General features: G+C 46.6%; 17 protein-coding genes. 3 read left to right on the top strand and 14 right to left on the bottom strand.

Annotated elements, in window-relative coordinates:
- Nucleotides 1-39: 39 nt before the first annotated feature.
- Nucleotides 40-1,134 carry a DUF3048 domain-containing protein gene (locus JOD82_RS22785; RefSeq protein WP_069012879.1) on the bottom strand — a complete coding sequence of 365 codons (1,095 nt, stop codon included), beginning with the start codon at nt 1,132-1,134 and terminating at the stop codon, nt 40-42.
- A 248-nt stretch (nt 1,135-1,382) separates the two neighbouring features.
- Between JOD82_RS22785 and JOD82_RS22780 the strand changes: the two genes are divergently transcribed.
- Nucleotides 1,383-1,901, top strand: a complete 519-nt coding sequence (locus JOD82_RS22780; protein WP_029517125.1) for a DoxX family membrane protein — start codon at nt 1,383-1,385, stop codon at nt 1,899-1,901.
- Nucleotides 1,902-2,115: 214 nt separating this feature from the next.
- Complete coding sequence (locus JOD82_RS22775; protein ID WP_069012878.1) at nt 2,116-3,039, top strand: hypothetical protein; 924 nt, start codon at nt 2,116-2,118, stop codon at nt 3,037-3,039.
- Between the two features lie 72 nt (nt 3,040-3,111).
- Here the strand turns inward: JOD82_RS22775 and JOD82_RS22770 are convergent, their stop codons facing one another.
- From JOD82_RS22770 to JOD82_RS22760, 3 genes are all read right to left on the bottom strand, one after another.
- Nucleotides 3,112-3,903 carry a dioxygenase family protein gene (locus JOD82_RS22770; RefSeq protein WP_029517127.1) on the bottom strand — a complete coding sequence of 264 codons (792 nt, stop codon included), beginning with the start codon at nt 3,901-3,903 and terminating at the stop codon, nt 3,112-3,114.
- Nucleotides 3,904-3,995: 92 nt separating this feature from the next.
- Nucleotides 3,996-4,820, bottom strand: coding sequence for an alpha/beta hydrolase (locus JOD82_RS22765; protein WP_029517128.1), 825 nt, complete (start codon nt 4,818-4,820; stop codon nt 3,996-3,998).
- Between the two features lie 271 nt (nt 4,821-5,091).
- A complete protein-coding gene (locus tag JOD82_RS22760; protein WP_029517129.1) occupies nt 5,092-5,391 on the bottom strand; it encodes a hypothetical protein in 300 nt (99 codons plus the stop codon).
- Nucleotides 5,392-5,610: 219 nt separating this feature from the next.
- Between JOD82_RS22760 and JOD82_RS22755 the strand changes: the two genes are divergently transcribed.
- The gene (locus tag JOD82_RS22755) at nt 5,611-6,042 is read left to right on the top strand and encodes a hypothetical protein (RefSeq protein WP_069012877.1); all 432 of its coding nucleotides are present in this window, start codon (nt 5,611-5,613) and stop codon (nt 6,040-6,042) included.
- Nucleotides 6,043-6,203: 161 nt separating this feature from the next.
- Here the strand turns inward: JOD82_RS22755 and JOD82_RS22750 are convergent, their stop codons facing one another.
- The 10 genes from JOD82_RS22750 to JOD82_RS22705 all read right to left on the bottom strand — a co-directional run bounded on the left by JOD82_RS22750 (nt 6,204) and on the right by JOD82_RS22705 (nt 16,562).
- Nucleotides 6,204-7,151: an ABC transporter substrate-binding protein gene (locus JOD82_RS22750; RefSeq protein ID WP_069012876.1), complete on the bottom strand. Its 948-nt coding sequence runs from the start codon at nt 7,149-7,151 to the stop codon at nt 6,204-6,206.
- 129 nt (nt 7,152-7,280) lie between these two features.
- Nucleotides 7,281-8,306 carry a FecCD family ABC transporter permease gene (locus tag JOD82_RS22745; RefSeq protein ID WP_069012875.1) on the bottom strand — a complete coding sequence of 342 codons (1,026 nt, stop codon included), beginning with the start codon at nt 8,304-8,306 and terminating at the stop codon, nt 7,281-7,283.
- A complete protein-coding gene (locus JOD82_RS22740; protein WP_069012874.1) occupies nt 8,306-9,391 on the bottom strand; it encodes a FecCD family ABC transporter permease in 1,086 nt (361 codons plus the stop codon). Before JOD82_RS22740 ends, JOD82_RS22745 begins: the two co-directional genes overlap by 1 nt.
- 201 nt (nt 9,392-9,592) lie before the next feature.
- Nucleotides 9,593-10,567: an arabinan endo-1,5-alpha-L-arabinosidase AbnA gene (gene abnA, locus JOD82_RS22735; protein WP_029517134.1), complete on the bottom strand. Its 975-nt coding sequence runs from the start codon at nt 10,565-10,567 to the stop codon at nt 9,593-9,595.
- A 222-nt stretch (nt 10,568-10,789) separates the two neighbouring features.
- Nucleotides 10,790-12,076 carry a threonine ammonia-lyase IlvA gene (ilvA, locus tag JOD82_RS22730; RefSeq protein WP_029517135.1) on the bottom strand — a complete coding sequence of 429 codons (1,287 nt, stop codon included), beginning with the start codon at nt 12,074-12,076 and terminating at the stop codon, nt 10,790-10,792.
- A gap of 211 nt (nt 12,077-12,287) precedes the next feature.
- Nucleotides 12,288-13,127, bottom strand: a complete 840-nt coding sequence (locus JOD82_RS22725; RefSeq protein WP_029517136.1) for a carbohydrate ABC transporter permease — start codon at nt 13,125-13,127, stop codon at nt 12,288-12,290.
- Nucleotides 13,128-13,130: 3 nt separating this feature from the next.
- Nucleotides 13,131-14,093: a carbohydrate ABC transporter permease gene (locus tag JOD82_RS22720; RefSeq protein WP_029517137.1), complete on the bottom strand. Its 963-nt coding sequence runs from the start codon at nt 14,091-14,093 to the stop codon at nt 13,131-13,133.
- A 27-nt stretch (nt 14,094-14,120) separates the two neighbouring features.
- Nucleotides 14,121-15,413 carry an ABC transporter substrate-binding protein gene (locus JOD82_RS22715; protein ID WP_069012873.1) on the bottom strand — a complete coding sequence of 431 codons (1,293 nt, stop codon included), beginning with the start codon at nt 15,411-15,413 and terminating at the stop codon, nt 14,121-14,123.
- A 240-nt stretch (nt 15,414-15,653) separates the two neighbouring features.
- A complete protein-coding gene (tlp, locus tag JOD82_RS22710) occupies nt 15,654-15,878 on the bottom strand; it encodes a small acid-soluble spore protein Tlp (RefSeq protein ID WP_025721177.1) in 225 nt (74 codons plus the stop codon).
- Between the two features lie 72 nt (nt 15,879-15,950).
- Nucleotides 15,951-16,562 (bottom strand): alpha/beta hydrolase, encoded by a 612-nt coding sequence (locus JOD82_RS22705; RefSeq protein WP_069012872.1) that lies wholly within the window; start codon nt 16,560-16,562, stop codon nt 15,951-15,953.
- Between the last annotated feature and the right edge of the window lie 98 nt (nt 16,563-16,660).

Raw genomic sequence — 16,660 nt, 5'->3', positions numbered from 1 at the left:
TATCCGACAATTTTTTCCTAAAAAGGTGTAATTCGTTTTCTAATTCGCTTCTATGGTTACATGTTCCTTTAGTGGCGTATCTGCAGGCACCACATGTATATAGGATGTACCTGGCGTTAACGGAATTTCAACCCCATTCTTCATAAAACGAATCGCATCACCTGGCGTATGTTGCCACTCAGCCTGTATTAACTGTCCTTGTTGAAACACCATGGCCTCTCCGCTGCCGTCCAGTTCAACACTTAATCTGCCTACATCATCCAACGTTCGATGCCTGGTGCTCATCACAATGACATTGGCTGCTGAGAGCTGTTGGTTATTATTTTGATCCACATGTGACTTTTCGTTCACAAAACGCTTATATTGTTGATCCGCTGGATCATAGGTATAAGATACCCGGTAGCTTTTAAGCAAAAACCGGATTTGTAAAGATGTTGCAGTCTCGTCCACCATAACTGGGGTTTCGCCAGATTTAAGGTAAGTATATACTGGAACGTCCGTATGCGTAGCATACCCTTTACTATCGCTTCCTTTGCGCAGTCTATTCACGTCCGTGTATAGATTATGCGGAGGACGACGATCTTTGCTTCGCCAGAAGTATGCCCCTCCATTTGAAATCTCATCTAAATGTTCCTTCCGCTGCTGCTGTAAAATCGCATAGGCATCTGTGCTTCCCCCTGCGTGTATCGGCAACGCACCATAAGTTTCGCCCAGCTCAATCAAATACGGACGAATGCTACGGACCGGACCAACCTTTACATCTCCGCCATGACTTTGGAAAAAAGCGACCAGACGGGTAATTCCGCCTTCTGCAAGAACTTCATATACCATATCTGCCTGACTAAGTCCTGCCTGCGGACGTGCTGCTGGAGCATTGTTAATCATGACAGCGAGCGGTCGCTCCAAAACTGGCTGCTCCACCGGAAGACCGGTAAGCGGAGCTGTAAATGCCGGAGTAGACTGCTCCTTCGGCGGTTCAAGCGCCTCCTTCTCTGTTTTATGCTTGGTCGGTTGAGGAACGGGTTCAGTATCTCCCGTATTGGACATAGCAGAACAAGACATCAGCGTCATGCATAACAGAGCTGAGGCCATTACACGCAACCAATGATTTCGTTGGGAAATGGGCCCGGACAAGTTCATCCCTCCACTTCGTTATTTTTCTCATTATAAGCTTTATTTCCTGTTTTTGTCTTGATTGAAGCATGACCTCTCTATAGAATACTTATCTGAAGACATTAAAATTTTAAAAATATTCAGACTTTGTGATTTTTATCACAAATAACTGTAACTGAACCTACTACAATAAAGGTGTAGCAAAGATGATCATCCCAACAAAATGAAATACAACCAACATTATAGATTAAGAAAGAGGAGTGGTTTGAATGTTTAATAGCTGGTTACGTGAGAACAAAGTCGCAATGTGGTTGCTGACTGTCGTACGGGTTTATCTAGGTTATGAATGGATGACTCACGGACTTGAAAAGCTGACAGGTGGATTCGATGCAGGCGGATTTATCTCGGGGGCCATTGCTAAAACAGGTGGAGACCATCCCGCTGTACAAGGCTGGTGGGGATCGTTCCTCGAAGCCTTTGCCCTGCCGAATGTAGGTTTGTTCAACGTCCTGATCCCGTTGGGTGAGTTCTTGGTCGGGGTTGGCCTGCTTCTCGGTACATTGACTACACTGGCTGCTTTGATGGCCATGGTTATGAACTTCTCGTTCCTGTTCTCGGGTACAGTAAGCACCAATGCAATCTACCTGCTGTTTGAAATCTTCCTCGTAGTTGCTGGCGCAAATGCCGGAAGAATTGGCTTTGACCGTTGGGTACTGCCCTTCCTGCGTGGACTGTTTGGTAAAAATAAAGATACCTTTCCAGCGGACCCTAGTCGAAAAATCGCTTAAACATCCCCCAAATAACCGTTATCCTCCGGGATAATGGTTATTTTTTGCGCTGTTATGCTCACAAGGAGGATTTTAGCTCCTCCTAACTCGGACTCTTTTATCGGATTCATTATCCTCCCCAAACGTTTACAAGTTGGATACAACATGGAATGCTCACGATACATTTACCCTATACACTACAGTTACATCAAAGAACGTAATGGAGGGTTATATCATGAAAAAAATCACCAAAGCCTATCTCATGCTCGCAGCAGTAACTTTCACAGTGCAGACTATGGGATCGGGATATACGGCATCAGCCCAAGCGGCGACGTCTACTACGACATCTCAGGCAGAAAGTGTACAACATATCTCCAAGACCTTCGAGCAGCTACTAGGCCAACCCGGCAAGCTATCTCAGGCATTCACTTATTTGCAAAAGCATATTCAATCCATTCCAGCTTCTCAAGCTACCCTCATGGTGCTTCATCTGGAAAATGCACAGAACCAGCAATTGGATTCCTATGCACAGACCCTATACCCGACCTCTGTTCAAACCAAAATAAATCAAATCTATAAACCCGGTGATTCGTTCACAAATGTAATCAGCCGTACAAGCGATGCGAACCTGAAAAAGTTGCTAACTCAAACAAGAGATGCCGGCTACAAACTTGAAACCGCAGAAGGCATGTATTACCCAATCATCAACTATGAAAAATATAAAGTATTCGGGAAGCACACCACGGTAGATATCCGCAGCTATATTGACATCATGTCGATGGAATCCGGACAGGCTGCTACCAAAGATGCCGCGCTCCGTATCGGCTATCAACAGTTAGCCGGACGAGTGCTGGCACAGGAATTGTTTTTAAACCAATATCCACATTCCAATCGTACACAAGCTATAAAAAAATTGCACGATCTGTACTTTTTCTATACTTTCTACGGCACGAACAATACGCCATTATTCGATCATGATACCGGGAAGATTCATCCGTATGCCAAAAAAGGGTATCAATGGTTCGTTCAACGTAATATGGATTCGAAGAGCACCTATATTCAAAAGCTGAAAGCATTTATGACACTGTTGGATCAAAATGGAGATCAACGTACTTCGCAGGTATCCACTTGGCTAAAAAAGAACGTGCCTTCTAATTAATCGAAGACGCAAAAAACACAAAAGAACTTCCATTCCCACACAGCATGTGGATTCGGAAGTTCTTTTTTACATTTACGTATCACTTTCTTGACCAAAAGCCCAACAATTGAGACTCAGCGAGCCAAGGACATACGACTGAAAAAGCTTATGCGCGGAGCGCTCCTGATCCGCAGCCCCCATCGCATAAAACAAAGGTGAAAAATGCTCTATTCCATAAGAAGGTACCGCTTGTTTGGCATATGGAGCCTTCTTGTCATATTGGAATAAGTGACGTAAATTCCAGTCTTGAAGCTGCTGTGCAATCCAGTCATCATATTGAACGGCCCAATCGGCTGGCTCACTCGTCTGCTTGAGTGTCCGCAAGTTGTGGACCAATCCGCCGCTACCGATAATCAAAATCCCTTGTTCTCGCAACGGCGCCAGCATCCGTCCAATCTCGTATTGCTCTTGAGGAGCGCGCCGAGAATCAATAGATAACGGTACGACCGGTATGTCCGCATCAGGATATATATGCCGCAAAACCACCCATGCTCCATGATCCAGTCCCCGGTTCCGAACCGGCTGGTGGAACAAGTTATGCTGACTGAACAGATGCTCTATCTCCTCATACAGCTTTGGATCGCCTGGTGCAGGGTAATCGATTGAGTACATTTCTTCAGGAAAGCCATAGAAATCGTGCAACGCTGCATGCTGATCATCCGCGCCAATACATTGATCGGGGCTATCCCAATGCGCGGAAAAAATGACAATTCCTTTGGGTCGGGGCAGGCTCGCGCCCAGCTTTGCAAGAAAGCTGGTATATGCGTTATTTTCTACAGCCAGTGTCGGTGAACCATGCGCAACAAAAATTGAGGGTAATGTCATCGCTGCCAACCTCCACACGCCAGTATAGTGTTACTCTTCCATTTTACTCCGGCGGAGGCGCAATTTCCAATACAATCCGTTACACACTGAAATCAGATCATCCAGTGCTGCCAATCACGTTGAATATTTTCCTGTTCATCCAGCCATTCAAGCGTCCGATCAATGAGCCGTTGCCGCTCTTTACCTGACGAGAAAGTGTGATCTCCCTGGAAAATAATCTCTTTATCACAGCGTCCCTCTGGACGCATCCAGAATATCTTTTGAAACAGAAATGCATAATCGACAGGAATAATATCATCCGAGGTTCCATGAATGACGAGCACATCCCCGTTAAATTTAACGGCCTCCTGGAACGGCTGAAATTGAGCTAACGACTCAAAGTAAGCAGGCGTAAACTTATAGCCCAAATAATCGGCATGACCAGTTTTAACAGACTCATCGTACACGCTTCGCTCCGTAATTTTGACGATGTCATTGAACGGATAGCCCACTGCTGACCAAAGGACCAGATTTTGTACTCTCTTGTCCCGTACGGCTGTGAGAAGAGCAACCGCGCCCCCCAGACTGTGACCGATCAGCGTCACCTTGGTCGGGTCAATGTCCGCACAATTGACGGCGTAATCCAATACGGTACGTGTCTGATTAATCATGGACTCGAGCCCCTGCTTGCCGTATTCACCTGTGCTCTCCCCACAACCGGCAAAATCAAAGCGCAGGACAAAATATCCCCCTTCGGCCAGTTCACGCGCAGTCTTGACGAATAATCGATCTACGCCGATACGATTGCCTACAAAACCGTGACATATAACAACGAGGGGAACTCGTCTCTGACGCTCTCCCTCATTTGTACGGTTTGGATAATGAATTGTTGCGGCCAGCTCTTCATGTTCAAAACGAATTCCAATTTGCCGTTCCATCCTGATTCCCCCTGTTTCAAGCTTCACTACACATTTATGAATTCGAACTCATATAGTAACGTGGAATATCCATCCAGGATATTTATTCACTTTAATTCCGATAAGTTTAATAAGTTTTATAGTAAAGTCAGTCTATCATCGCCCTGCTTCCTTGTCAACCTGTCAGTTCACATCGTTAAAAAAGTAAACAAATAGCGCTCCCCGATGCGATTCCGGAGAACGCTATACTACACTTATGTGAGTGAATCCACTACATTTAAAGTGACATTCGTTATTCGTAGCTGTTCCTGAACATTTGGTGGGTCTCCGTTCGTCCTTCCCACTGCAGTTTACAAGAGTCGCCGTTATGTTCATCCTCATGCCACAGGCTGCGGTAGTTCTGTGCACCTAGCTCACCTGCAAATTCTGTATCCTCAGCCACTTCGATATCGTCCACTATACGGTACGTTGGAGATGTTCCTTGAACGCTCCGGTGACTCACATTTGTAGACGAGGCCGCCCCGCTATTCCCATTCGAAGCGTTTCCCAGTCGTTTTTGGACTAAATAATCTGCCTGGTTCTCCAGTTTCATGATGCCACATCCTCTCAACGTTTATATTCAGGTTGCTCCACGTGCTCACCCTCTATCCAGTTTGAGGAGAATGCAACGGTAATATACATGCTATAGATAAAGTCTTTTGCCATCCGACGCTTCCTCACGTATACTGTCTTTGTTACGAAATGGCGGTTCCATCAGCCCGGGATACGCTCATAAAGCAGGAGGAAGCAATGAATAAAGCAGGAGGAAGCAATGAATAAAGCAAAAAATTATACGCTTATTGCATGGATTGCCTTGTCCATGTTTTTCTTGACACAGGCGATTATCGGATGGTTCGTCACCTTTACAGGCGGAGATCTCAAACCCTTTGAAGAAATCAGCCTATCCACCCTTATCATCATCGCCGCAGGAGCCATTCTACTCGTTGAAGCCCTGATGAATTTTATGGACCGTCCCGAAGATGACGAGGAGACACAACAGCCAGACCACGCCCCTGTAAAGCCCCAGATGAATCTTAAATCCATCTTGATGTATGTTGTGTTAGTTGTCGTGATTCTTGTCGCCGGACTAGCGCTGCGCAGTGTACTGCCGGTATTCAGGATCTCACCTTGGGTAAATTTAATTCTCGCCGCCATCGGCTTTATTGGACTCAAACCAATTTTTCTGCGTAAAAAACGTTCATAGCCCGCAATTTCATTATATGGAGCTGCCCCATTTTGGGTCATAGCAGCTCCTTTTCATTTCGATCAGGCAATCGACTTACAGCTGGGGTGTGCGCCAAAAAGCCGTATTCCTGGCCTGCAAGAAGCTGCATGGAGAAATACGGCTTGATATACTTTATAAACTTATTTGGAAAATAGTTGTTCTGCATTATCCAGAGCCATTTTGTGTCCCATTGCGGAATAGTCCAGCCAAGGCTGTCCGTCCAACATGTAGACATGCCCTTGCTTCACCGCTTTGAGACCTTGCCATACTGTGTTTCCTTCCAGCTGCTTGTATACCTTTTGGGCATCCGCGCCTTTACTGATGATAACAAGAATCGCATCGGCATCATAATCCGGTAAAACCTCTTGGGAAACCACCTGATAAGCCTTGTTGATCTTTTCTACACCTTTGGCTGGCTTCAAGCCCAAATCCTGATATAACAGCGGTCCTACCGGACGCTTCATCCCCATAACACGAACCTCTTTCGCCGTCACACGTACAGCCATAACCGTTCCGTCCCCAATTTTTGAATGAATCAGCTTTTTGACTCGTTCCCTCTGTGTATCATAGTCTTTTAGAAATGCGTCTGCCTGTGCTTCATGTTTGACCATAACGGCTATTTTTTTCAATTGATCTTTCCATGTGCCTTCATCCAGATCAAAAACGTCGGTCGGCGCAATTTTTTCAAACTTGGCCACATCGGTTCCCGAATATTTTTTGTCCAAGAAAATATGATCAGGTTGAAGCTCCAGTACCGCTTCCATATCCGGATCAGTGACAACACCTAGCTTATGGGTACTTTGAAGACGATCTTTTACATGCGGTAGAAAATCCTTCACATCTCCGCCAATGACCGAACCAGCCGGAGTAATGCCCAATGCCAGCAGGTTGTTCGTCAAATGAATAGACATCGAAGCAATACGCGAATCCGCACTAATAGTTGTCTGCGCACTGTCCGCCGCTTTCGTATCGGCAGTCTGTTTGTCGGCTGCTTGTCCGCAAGCAGATAGCATGATCATGCATACAACAAGAGTTGTGACTACCCATGAACGTTTAAAACCTGAACCCTCAAATTTGTGCTTTCTCATGATTACTCTCTCCTATGCTACAGAAACTCTACATTATAATGATCAATATAGAAGGCTTCTACTTAGTTATTAATTTCAGCGGCTTGTATCATTTGCATCATATGATTTCATATGTACCTATTCCTTCTGTCATTTTGTTCGGGACAACAAGAATAGAAAATACGGAGCTCCTACCACAGCAACCACCACACCTGCGGGAATCGCATTTGGCTGAAACACCGAACGCCCAATCGTGTCGGCGGTGACCAGAATGACGACCCCGACCAAACAGGCTACTGGCAGCAAATGCTGGTACATCGGCCCAACCAGGCGGCGAGCCAGATGAGGCGCAATGAGCCCGATAAAGCCAATGCCTCCGGCCATGGATACGCTGGCACTGGATAGAGCCACGGCTGCGCCCAGCAGTAATAGGCGCTGGCGCTTCACACTTGTACCGATTCCAGCCGCGGTCTCGTCGCCCAACGACAGGTTATTCAGACTGCGCGTCTGCGACAGAACGTAGGGTAATACAATGACTAACCAAGGCAGCAAAGCTGCTGCATGTATCCAGTCCCGGCCCCAAACGCTGCCAGCCAACCAACGTGCGGTAAATGCGTATGTATCCTCATCCAGCCGCAAGGACCAATACAGCGTTATAGCGCTAAGGCCCGAGGCTACACCGATACCGGACAAAATCAGACGCACTGGCACGATTCCTCTGTTACGGCTATAGGACAACAAAACAATCAGCACCGCCGCAATGACACCTCCTGCAAAGGTAAACAAGGGGATCAGGACGGCGGCCGAACCGTCCAAGTCGCGAAAAAAGCTAACGAACATTACCAGTCCCAACGCAGCCCCTGCATGAAGACCGAGCACTCCCGGATCAGCAAGTGCGTTCCGCGACAAGCCTTGCATGACCGCCCCGGCTGCGCCTAGTCCCGCTCCAGCCAGCACCGTTACAGCAATACGAGGCAGACGATACTCGAACAGAACGATATGATCACGTCCGCTGCCACCGCCAAACAACGTATCCAGCACGCGTAGCGGTGGAATACGAATCGTTCCGGTATTCAAACCCAAAACAAGGACGGCAAAGCTGATTCCCGCCAATACCAAACAAACGAGCCAAGCCTTTTTCGTTCTTGTGTCCCCAATCCCTAAAGAGCGACTCACTATAAATCCCTCCTTTCCTTACGGGCGAGAAAGAGGAAAAAGGGTACTCCGATAAAAGACACCATAATTCCAATAGCTAGCTCCTCTGGCGGATTTGCCATTCTCGCTCCCAAATCTGCCAGCACCAGTAACACGGCTCCCAATAACGCAGACAGCGGCACGATCTGGCGATAATCCACACCGATTAGCTTGCGAGCGATATGTGGGATAACCAAACCTACAAAGCCGATGGCTCCAGCAGCCGATACAGAGAGTCCGGCCAGTACCACTACGGTCAGCAGACCCAAAAGCCGAATGCGCCTGAGATTCACCCCAAGGTTTAACGCCACCTCATCGCCCATCGAAATCAGCGAAATAGAACGTGCCAGCCCCATAGACCAGGCGATCACAATAAGCAAAATCGGTGCAAGAATCTCAAGCTGCGACCATTTGATCCCGGCTACACCACCCGCATACCAGAAGGCTAAATCCTGACTTAAATCAAAATAAATCGCAATCCCCGAAGTCATGGAACCTAACAGGGCAGCCGTCACAGCTCCAGACACCGTCAGTCTCATAGGTGTCAATCCACCAGGCGCAGATGCTCCCAGACCAAATACCAGTAAGGTACTCATCAGCGCCCCCAGGAACGACAATACTATTAACGTCCCATAAGGAAGATCGGGAAAAAAGGCAAAACTCACTGCAACTACAAACATCGCTCCTGCGTTAATGCCCAGCACACCTGTATCTCCCAGCGGGTTGCGCGTAATGCCCTGAATCAGAGAACCTGCAACCGCAAGCGCAGCTCCAATAACAGCTGCACCGAGTACACGCGGCAATCTCAACTCATGAATGATCTGATGTGTCATCAGCGAACGATCATAGTGAAATACTGCCGACCACACGGTGCTTACGGTCAAGTCCTTGGCTCCGAGAGAAATGGCGGCGAATATGGCCAAACCCAACAATACAGCCGAAGCTGTGAACAACAACGCCTGCCGAATCCTACCCGCTCGAAGTACTGGACGTGCTGTTATGACTACTTCAGGAACTGCCCTCTCTGTCCGAGCTGTATGTTTGTCCATGCTGTCTTTAGACTGCATTTGGTGAGGTCACTCCCTCCGTACCTGAAAAAATCATTATGTTTTCCAAAACAATAACGATAATGATAATTGTTATCAACTTGATACATAATAGCATGTTTCTATGACATTGCAAGCCAAAAACTGTTCCCCATAAGAGGAACAGTTTTTGAATATATCTATATGATTTTACTACATAGGTGACTCCAAACGGTCCTCTCTTTAGTACGTAGGCCAGCCTGCCGAATCCCATTTTAAATCACTAATCAGAAGTTTTGGATTTCCTTTATCAGTGGCATCATAGGCATGACGCGCAATGACACTGTTGTTATAGACGGATTGGCCGCCCGGTCCCTTCCAACGGTCATTCCCCGCATCCAGTATCGTTCCGCCACCGTCCATCAGGCTTTTGCCGCTCTTGTCCACATACGGTCCAGTAATACTAGTAGAGCGACCGTAAATAATCTTATAATTACTATCTACGCCTTTGCAGCAGTTATCAATGGAAGCAAACAGATAATAATACCCATCGCGGTATGTAACATGGGGCGCTTCCAAACCACCCGCCGTACGCTTGGCGATAGAATAGATCTGCCCCGTAGGCTTCATCGTATTCTTGTCCAATCGAGTCACTTTCAAGCCTGAATTCCATGAACCAAAGGAAAGCCACGGGTTACCGGAAGCGTCAATGACGAGATTCGGGTCAATCGCATTATAATCGTTGGCATCCGTCGTACGCAGCACGAGTCCATCATCTCTCCAGCTCCCCGCGCCAATGCTTGTTGCTGAAGTCAATCCAATGGCCGAAGTGCGTGACCCAAAAGTAGAAATGGAATAGTAAACCCAGACACGTCCATTGTACTTCTGAGCGTCCGGTGCCCACACATCGTTAGGCTTTTGCTTAGGTACATACGATTTCCACCATGATGGCGGCGACAGGAATATTTGCGGCAATCTGTAAAAATTGCGTCCGTCGTCCGATCTTTGAACCTGTATCCCCTGCCCTGTGGAGAAAATATACCAAGCGTTGCCTTCTTTCGTAATGGACGGATCATGTACTGCCACATCACCAGTTAACGCCCAGTGCTCTGCGGATGCAGATGGCATCACTGAAAGTAACAAAGCAGCCGAGGTTACAGCAGCAAACGCCGTTCGGGTCAATTTACTCCGTACTGATTTTTTCCATGCTTTCAACATTTCTTTCGCACCTCCGAATGAGTATCTTATAATGAAATTCAGGTGACACACCTATTACATTAGTGTTTATACTTATGAAGTTACCCATATATTAACCTATCACATTCTGTTTTGTAAACGCTTTATTTCAAATAAAAAGAAATTTATAAACTACGCATAACGCTTTACATACGAGGATTTTGCAAAATCCTGATACAAAAAGGGGAGCCCGCAGGCTCCTTTTCAAATTAGCATATTAAATAGATTTTCGTTTTTATTCAGTTCCGTATATTTAAGCCCCTTGCGGTTCATTCGTTCAATTAAAGGAAAATAGTCTTCCTTGTGGAACAGCTCAATGCCGACCAGAGCTGGTCCATTTTCCTTATCATTCTTTTTCGTATATTCAAACCTAGTAATATCGTCGTCCGGTCCAAGCACATCCTGTAGAAACTCACGCAGTGCCCCAGCTCTTTGCGGGAAATTCACCATAAAATAATGCTTCAGTCCTTCGTAAATTAGGGACCGTTCCTTAATCTCCTGCATTCGATCTATATCGTTGTTACCACCGCTGACGATACAGACAACCGTTTTGCCTTGAATCTGCTCGCGGTACAGATCAAGTGCTGCAACAGGCAGTGAACCCGCAGGCTCCACAACAATCGCATTTTCATTATACAGCTCCAGAATCGCGGTACATGCTTTACCTTCCGGTACCTTCACAATATCGTCCAAGGTATGTTTACAAATATCGTATGTCAGCTGACCCACACGCTTCACCGCAGCTCCGTCAACAAACTTATCTATTTGATCCAGTGTAACCACCTTGTGTAAACGCATCGCTTCCGTCATCGACGCCGCGCCAAGGGGTTCCACACCAATTACCTTGGTGGATGGACTCACGGTTTTAACATACGTACCTACGCCTGCCGCCAAACCGCCGCCGCCAATCGTTACGAACACATAATCCATAGGTGTATCTAGACTCTCCATCACTTCCATCGCAATCGTACCATTGCCCGCAATAATTTTCGGCTGATCAAACGGATGGATGAAGGTCATTGCCTGCTCGCTACACACCTTCATGGCCTCATCATAAGCATCGTCAAACGTATCTCCGGTCAAAATGACCTCTACACTGTTTCCCCCAAAGCGACGAACCTGCTTCACTTTCTGATTAGGCGTTGTACTCGGCATAAATATTTTACCGTGGATACCAAGTGCATTACATGAAAAAGCCACACCTTGCGCATGATTCCCTGCACTCGCACACACGATGCCTTTTTCCATTTGCTCAGGGGTCAAGCTACGGATCATGTTGTAAGCTCCACGGATTTTAAAGGACCGCACGACTTGGAGATCTTCTCTTTTCAGATACACATTACAGTTATATTTGGCCGATAGGACGGCATCCCTCTGTAAAGGTGTACGTACAATCACCTCACGCAGCATATGATGCGCCCGTACAATATCCTCCATGCCAACGGTTGACGCCATGGCCGGGTCAGTTTTCTGGGTTTCTGTTGGTTCCATAGGTTCTCCACGCTCCGCCTGAATATTTCTGTATTTGAAATCTTTCAAATATCATACCACGTTTACCCATAGCTTGTGCAGATGATAGACATGAAAATGAGAATGAAAATCAATCGAACCAAAAAAAAGGCAGATCGGGACAAAGCCCGACCAGCCCTTTCTGACGTTGCACATTTCTTGTATTCATTCGCTCCATTGAATACCTTTCCGATTACCCTTTTACTCCACCTGCCGTCATTCCTTCAATAAAGTAACGCTGGAAGAATAGAAACACGACCAGAATCGGTAAAATAGCCAAAACGGAGCCCGCAATCAGCACATCATAATTGTTGCCATATGGCGTCAGCAGACTGGACAGTCCAATGGGCAGTGTCAGCATGTCGTTGGTCCGCAATACAATCATCGGCCACAGGAAGTTATTCCAACTGTTCATCGCCTGCAAAATAGCCATTGCCGCAAATGCAGGCGCCATTAGAGGCATCATAATGCGTACGAAAATGCCATATTCTGAACAGCCGTCAACCCGCGCAGCATCCATAAAATCCTTGGGTACTCCACTCAAATATTGACGGAAGAAAAAGATTGGGATTGGCGCGACGACGAAGGGTAGAATTACACCCCATACTGTATTAATCAGCTTCATGCCGATCATTAGCTTGTAGAGCGGCAGCATGATAATTTCTACCGGAATCATCATTACAACCAGCACTAGTGTGAAAATCACATTTTTCAATCTAAAACGGTACATCTCCAGACCATAGCCCACCATCGCGGACAATATCAGACATAACACCGTAAACAAGACGGTAATAACAATACTGTTCCAGTACCATTGAAAATAATCCGTCGTCCCCTGAAAGATGAACGCATAGTTTTTCAAGGACATGATGTCCCACTCCAGCTTAAGATTCAAGCCGTAGCGCAACAGCTCCGTAGATGGCTTGAACGAGGCAAGCGTCACGGCAAATAGCGGAAACAGGGCAAACCCGGCAAACAGAATGAACAGGACAACGAGCAATGCGGATAATGAGCCTTTTTGTTTCTGAGCCATCGCTTAATCCTCCTTCCGGAACATGCCGAAAAATTTGAGCTGGATCAGGTTCAGCACGAGTGTAAATACGAGCAATACAATGCCCACCGCAGCTCCGAAGCCCATACTGTTCTGCTCCAGACCTTGGCGATAGAGATAGCCAACAATCGTTAAACCAATATCGTTCGGGGAGTTATTTCCGTTCCACAACATGTAGCTTTCCGTGAACATGGACAACCCCGCATAAATGCTAATCGTAAATACGTAGATCGTCACTGGTTTCAGCATAGGAATCGTAATCCGCCAAAATGAATCGAATCGACTGGCTCCATCAATCTGCGCAGCTTCATACAACTCGGGAGGAATGTTCTGGAGTCCCGACATGTAGTACAGCATATTTACGCCCAACCATCTCCACAAGGCCAGCACGATCAACGCTAAAAAGCCGGTGTTGGCGTTCATTAGCCATTTATACGGCTCCAGACCGAAGACCCCCAACAGGGAGTTCATCAGCGAACCATCCAATTCCCCGAACATGAGGCGGAAGATCGTTCCTGCTACCACCACCGAGGTTAGTGCAGGTATAAACATCACGGAGCGAAACAACCCTCTGCCCGGCATTTTAGGCGAATTCAGCAATACTGCCAATACCAGCGGCAGAGGAATCAGCACAACCAGTGTAAGCAGCGTGTACAGGACGCTATTCAATATCGCCTTTCCAAACGTAGGGTTGATTAAATCCTTATAATTTTCCAGTCCAACATAAGTTGTTATCCCTGGCAGGACTTCCTGGAAGCTCATAATGACCGTCGAGATGACCGGATAGGCAAAAAATAGCGCAAAGGACAGTAAAAATGGAAGGACAAACACATACGGTGCCGTACGACTGGAATGAATAAATCGGCTCCATTGGCTTCTGGCCGGACGCTGAGTTTTTGGCGGCTGACCTGTCGGTACATTAGCGTTCGTATGAACGGGCGTTGCCATGAATCTCACTCCCTTTCCTGTTGGGGTCTATCTCAGTTCATCTGCTAGCTCATGCAGCACCGTGGCTGGATCTTCGCCACTCTGTAGTGTCCGATAAAGTATTTTATTGCGTACAGCACTGGCGATGTCAGGCGTTTTCGGTCCAATATGCACCGCATTGATCTCATCTTTGACTTCGATCAGCGTGTCAAAAATATTTGTTCCGAAATACTCCGTAAATTTGTTTTTGGCTTTGGCTTCCGGCATTGTCCACACTTCACTGCGGATGGGATCAAACCCTAGCTGCTTCCAAATCTCCACATTCCCTTGCTTGGACAGCTTGGCAAAGGCTAGAAAACGCATCGCCAGATCCTGGTGCTCTGATTGGTTCGTGACTACCGTTCCGGTTCCGCCCATACCCGCTGAGCGATAGCCGCCTTTTTCCCACGCCGGCATGGGTCTGATGATAATTTTACCTTTCAGGTCAGGCATGTAATCCGTAAAACGCCCCATGTACCACATCGGCATCCATACCGAAGCAGCCCCGCCTTTGTTCATAAACCCGTAGTATTCCTCCATATGATGCCCGCCGCCCGGTGAGGGAATAGCGACTTTGTCTTTTACCATCTGTTGAAGAAACTCAAGTGTTTTAATATTGGTTTCGTTATCCAACGTCAACTCGCCCTTGTCATCCAGAAAATCTGAATTTTGCTGGGAGATCATCGGCCAATAGCTCCACAGGTCATTCGTTTCTAAGGTCGCCATTGGCTTGCCTGTTTTCGCAAGTACTTGCTTGCCTGCAGCAGCATAGTCTGCCCAGGTGACGATGGAATCCGGGTTTACCCCCGCCTGGTCCATAATCTCTTTATTGTAATACATCACTTCGGCTCCAACGTGGAAGTCAATGCCGTAATATTTACCGTCTTTGCCGTAAATCTGTACTCTGGAAGGTACAATGTTATTGATCTCGGGGTCAATCACCGGATTGAGCGGGACCAGTTGCGGTATCCCTTTGAGGAAATTACCGATCTTGTTCACCTCGATATCCGCGATATCCGGCGCTCCCACCCCCGATTGCAGCGCAATCGACAGCTTGCTGTGATGGTTGTCATAAGGAAATGTATTCGCTTTCAAATTAATCAATTCATCAGGGTGCTGTTGGTTCCATTGGTCAGCCATTTGCAGAAAAAACTTCTCATGCAGTTCATTGAACGTCCATAATACAAGTTCTGTTCCCGGCCCTTCCTTTTCATCGGTCTTGAAAGAACAGCCTTGCAGCAGTCCAGCCATCAAAACCACCGCCATAAGCATCAAAGCCATGCTTTTTCTTCGCAGCAGCATATCCTTCCCCCTTCGCATGATGAAATCCTAATTCATAAATGATTGCGCTTTCTTTTATTATTTAACATCAATACAAATTAGTTTACAACAACATTATTTATAAAATTTTTATTTTCAACGAAGATTAGCGTCTCCACTGCATTATAGGGGGCAATTGAAATGAATACAGTTATGATGATTTTTGCATAAAAAAGAGGCCCCACCCGAATTAAAACTCGAAGTTGGGCCTCTCTATTTTTACTACTCTTGGGAATGAGCTGCTTCGTCCTTCACTTCTTCGCGAAATGATCTAATACTTTCTTTACGACGATTATTTTTTTCTTCGATCTGCTGACGCTCCTCGTTGCTGATTTCAGAGGAAAATTCATTTAGATATCCTTCAGCTTCACGCAGGTTCTGCTGTGTGTTCTGAATACTTTGTTGCAAGTGTTCAACATTATCGGCTCGATTATCCGGTTTTGCCATTGGTTTGACGCCTCCTAATATAGAATCGCTCACGGGAGCGCTAAACCGTAGCTTGATCGTTATCGAGTTATTTTATACATTAAAATGCTTTCCAAACCATTGGCCTGCGGCGGCAGCTTCTGTACGGGTCAATTGATGACCATTGCGTTCCCAATATGCTTCCACCTGCGCTCCGGCTCCCTCCAATAATGCTTGCAGCTCCCGGGATTCCGAAGTCGGAACAATCGGGTCATTTTCACCGGAAGACAGAAATACAGGGACACCGTTCAATTCAGGCAAGTCCAGCCCACGCAACGGCACCATTGCATGGTGCAAAATAGCTCCGCGTAACGCTTTTGCATCGTGAAAGAGCATGCTGGCGGCTATGTTTGCACCATTGGAATAGCCCAGAGCCACCACGTTATTACGGTCAAAATCGTATTGCTCTGCAGCTGTGTCCACAAATTCGCTCAGTTCTTTGGTACGAAATACGAGATCCTCAATGTCGAACACTCCTTCTGCCAAACGGCGAAAGAAACGCGGCATCCCATTTTCCAGCACATTTCCTCTTACGCCTAACACAGAAGCTCCCGGTGCTACCATCTCAGCCAAAGGTATTAAGTCTTGTTCATTCCCGCCTGTACCATGCAACAGCAAAATAACCGGGGCTTGCGGATCATTTCCTTTACGAAAGACGTGTTTCATATCTATTCCCTCCTCTAATTAACTTTAAATTAAGAATCTTATTTTTTGTATAAATTGATTATAGCCCATTTCACTACTTTATACAAACATAATTGACC

The organism is Paenibacillus sp. 1182 (genome assembly GCF_017833915.1).
Classification (GTDB): domain Bacteria; phylum Bacillota; class Bacilli; order Paenibacillales; family Paenibacillaceae; genus Paenibacillus; species Paenibacillus polymyxa_D.
Note: the sequence above shows the minus strand (reverse complement) of the source record. Positions and strands in the feature narration are given on the sequence as shown.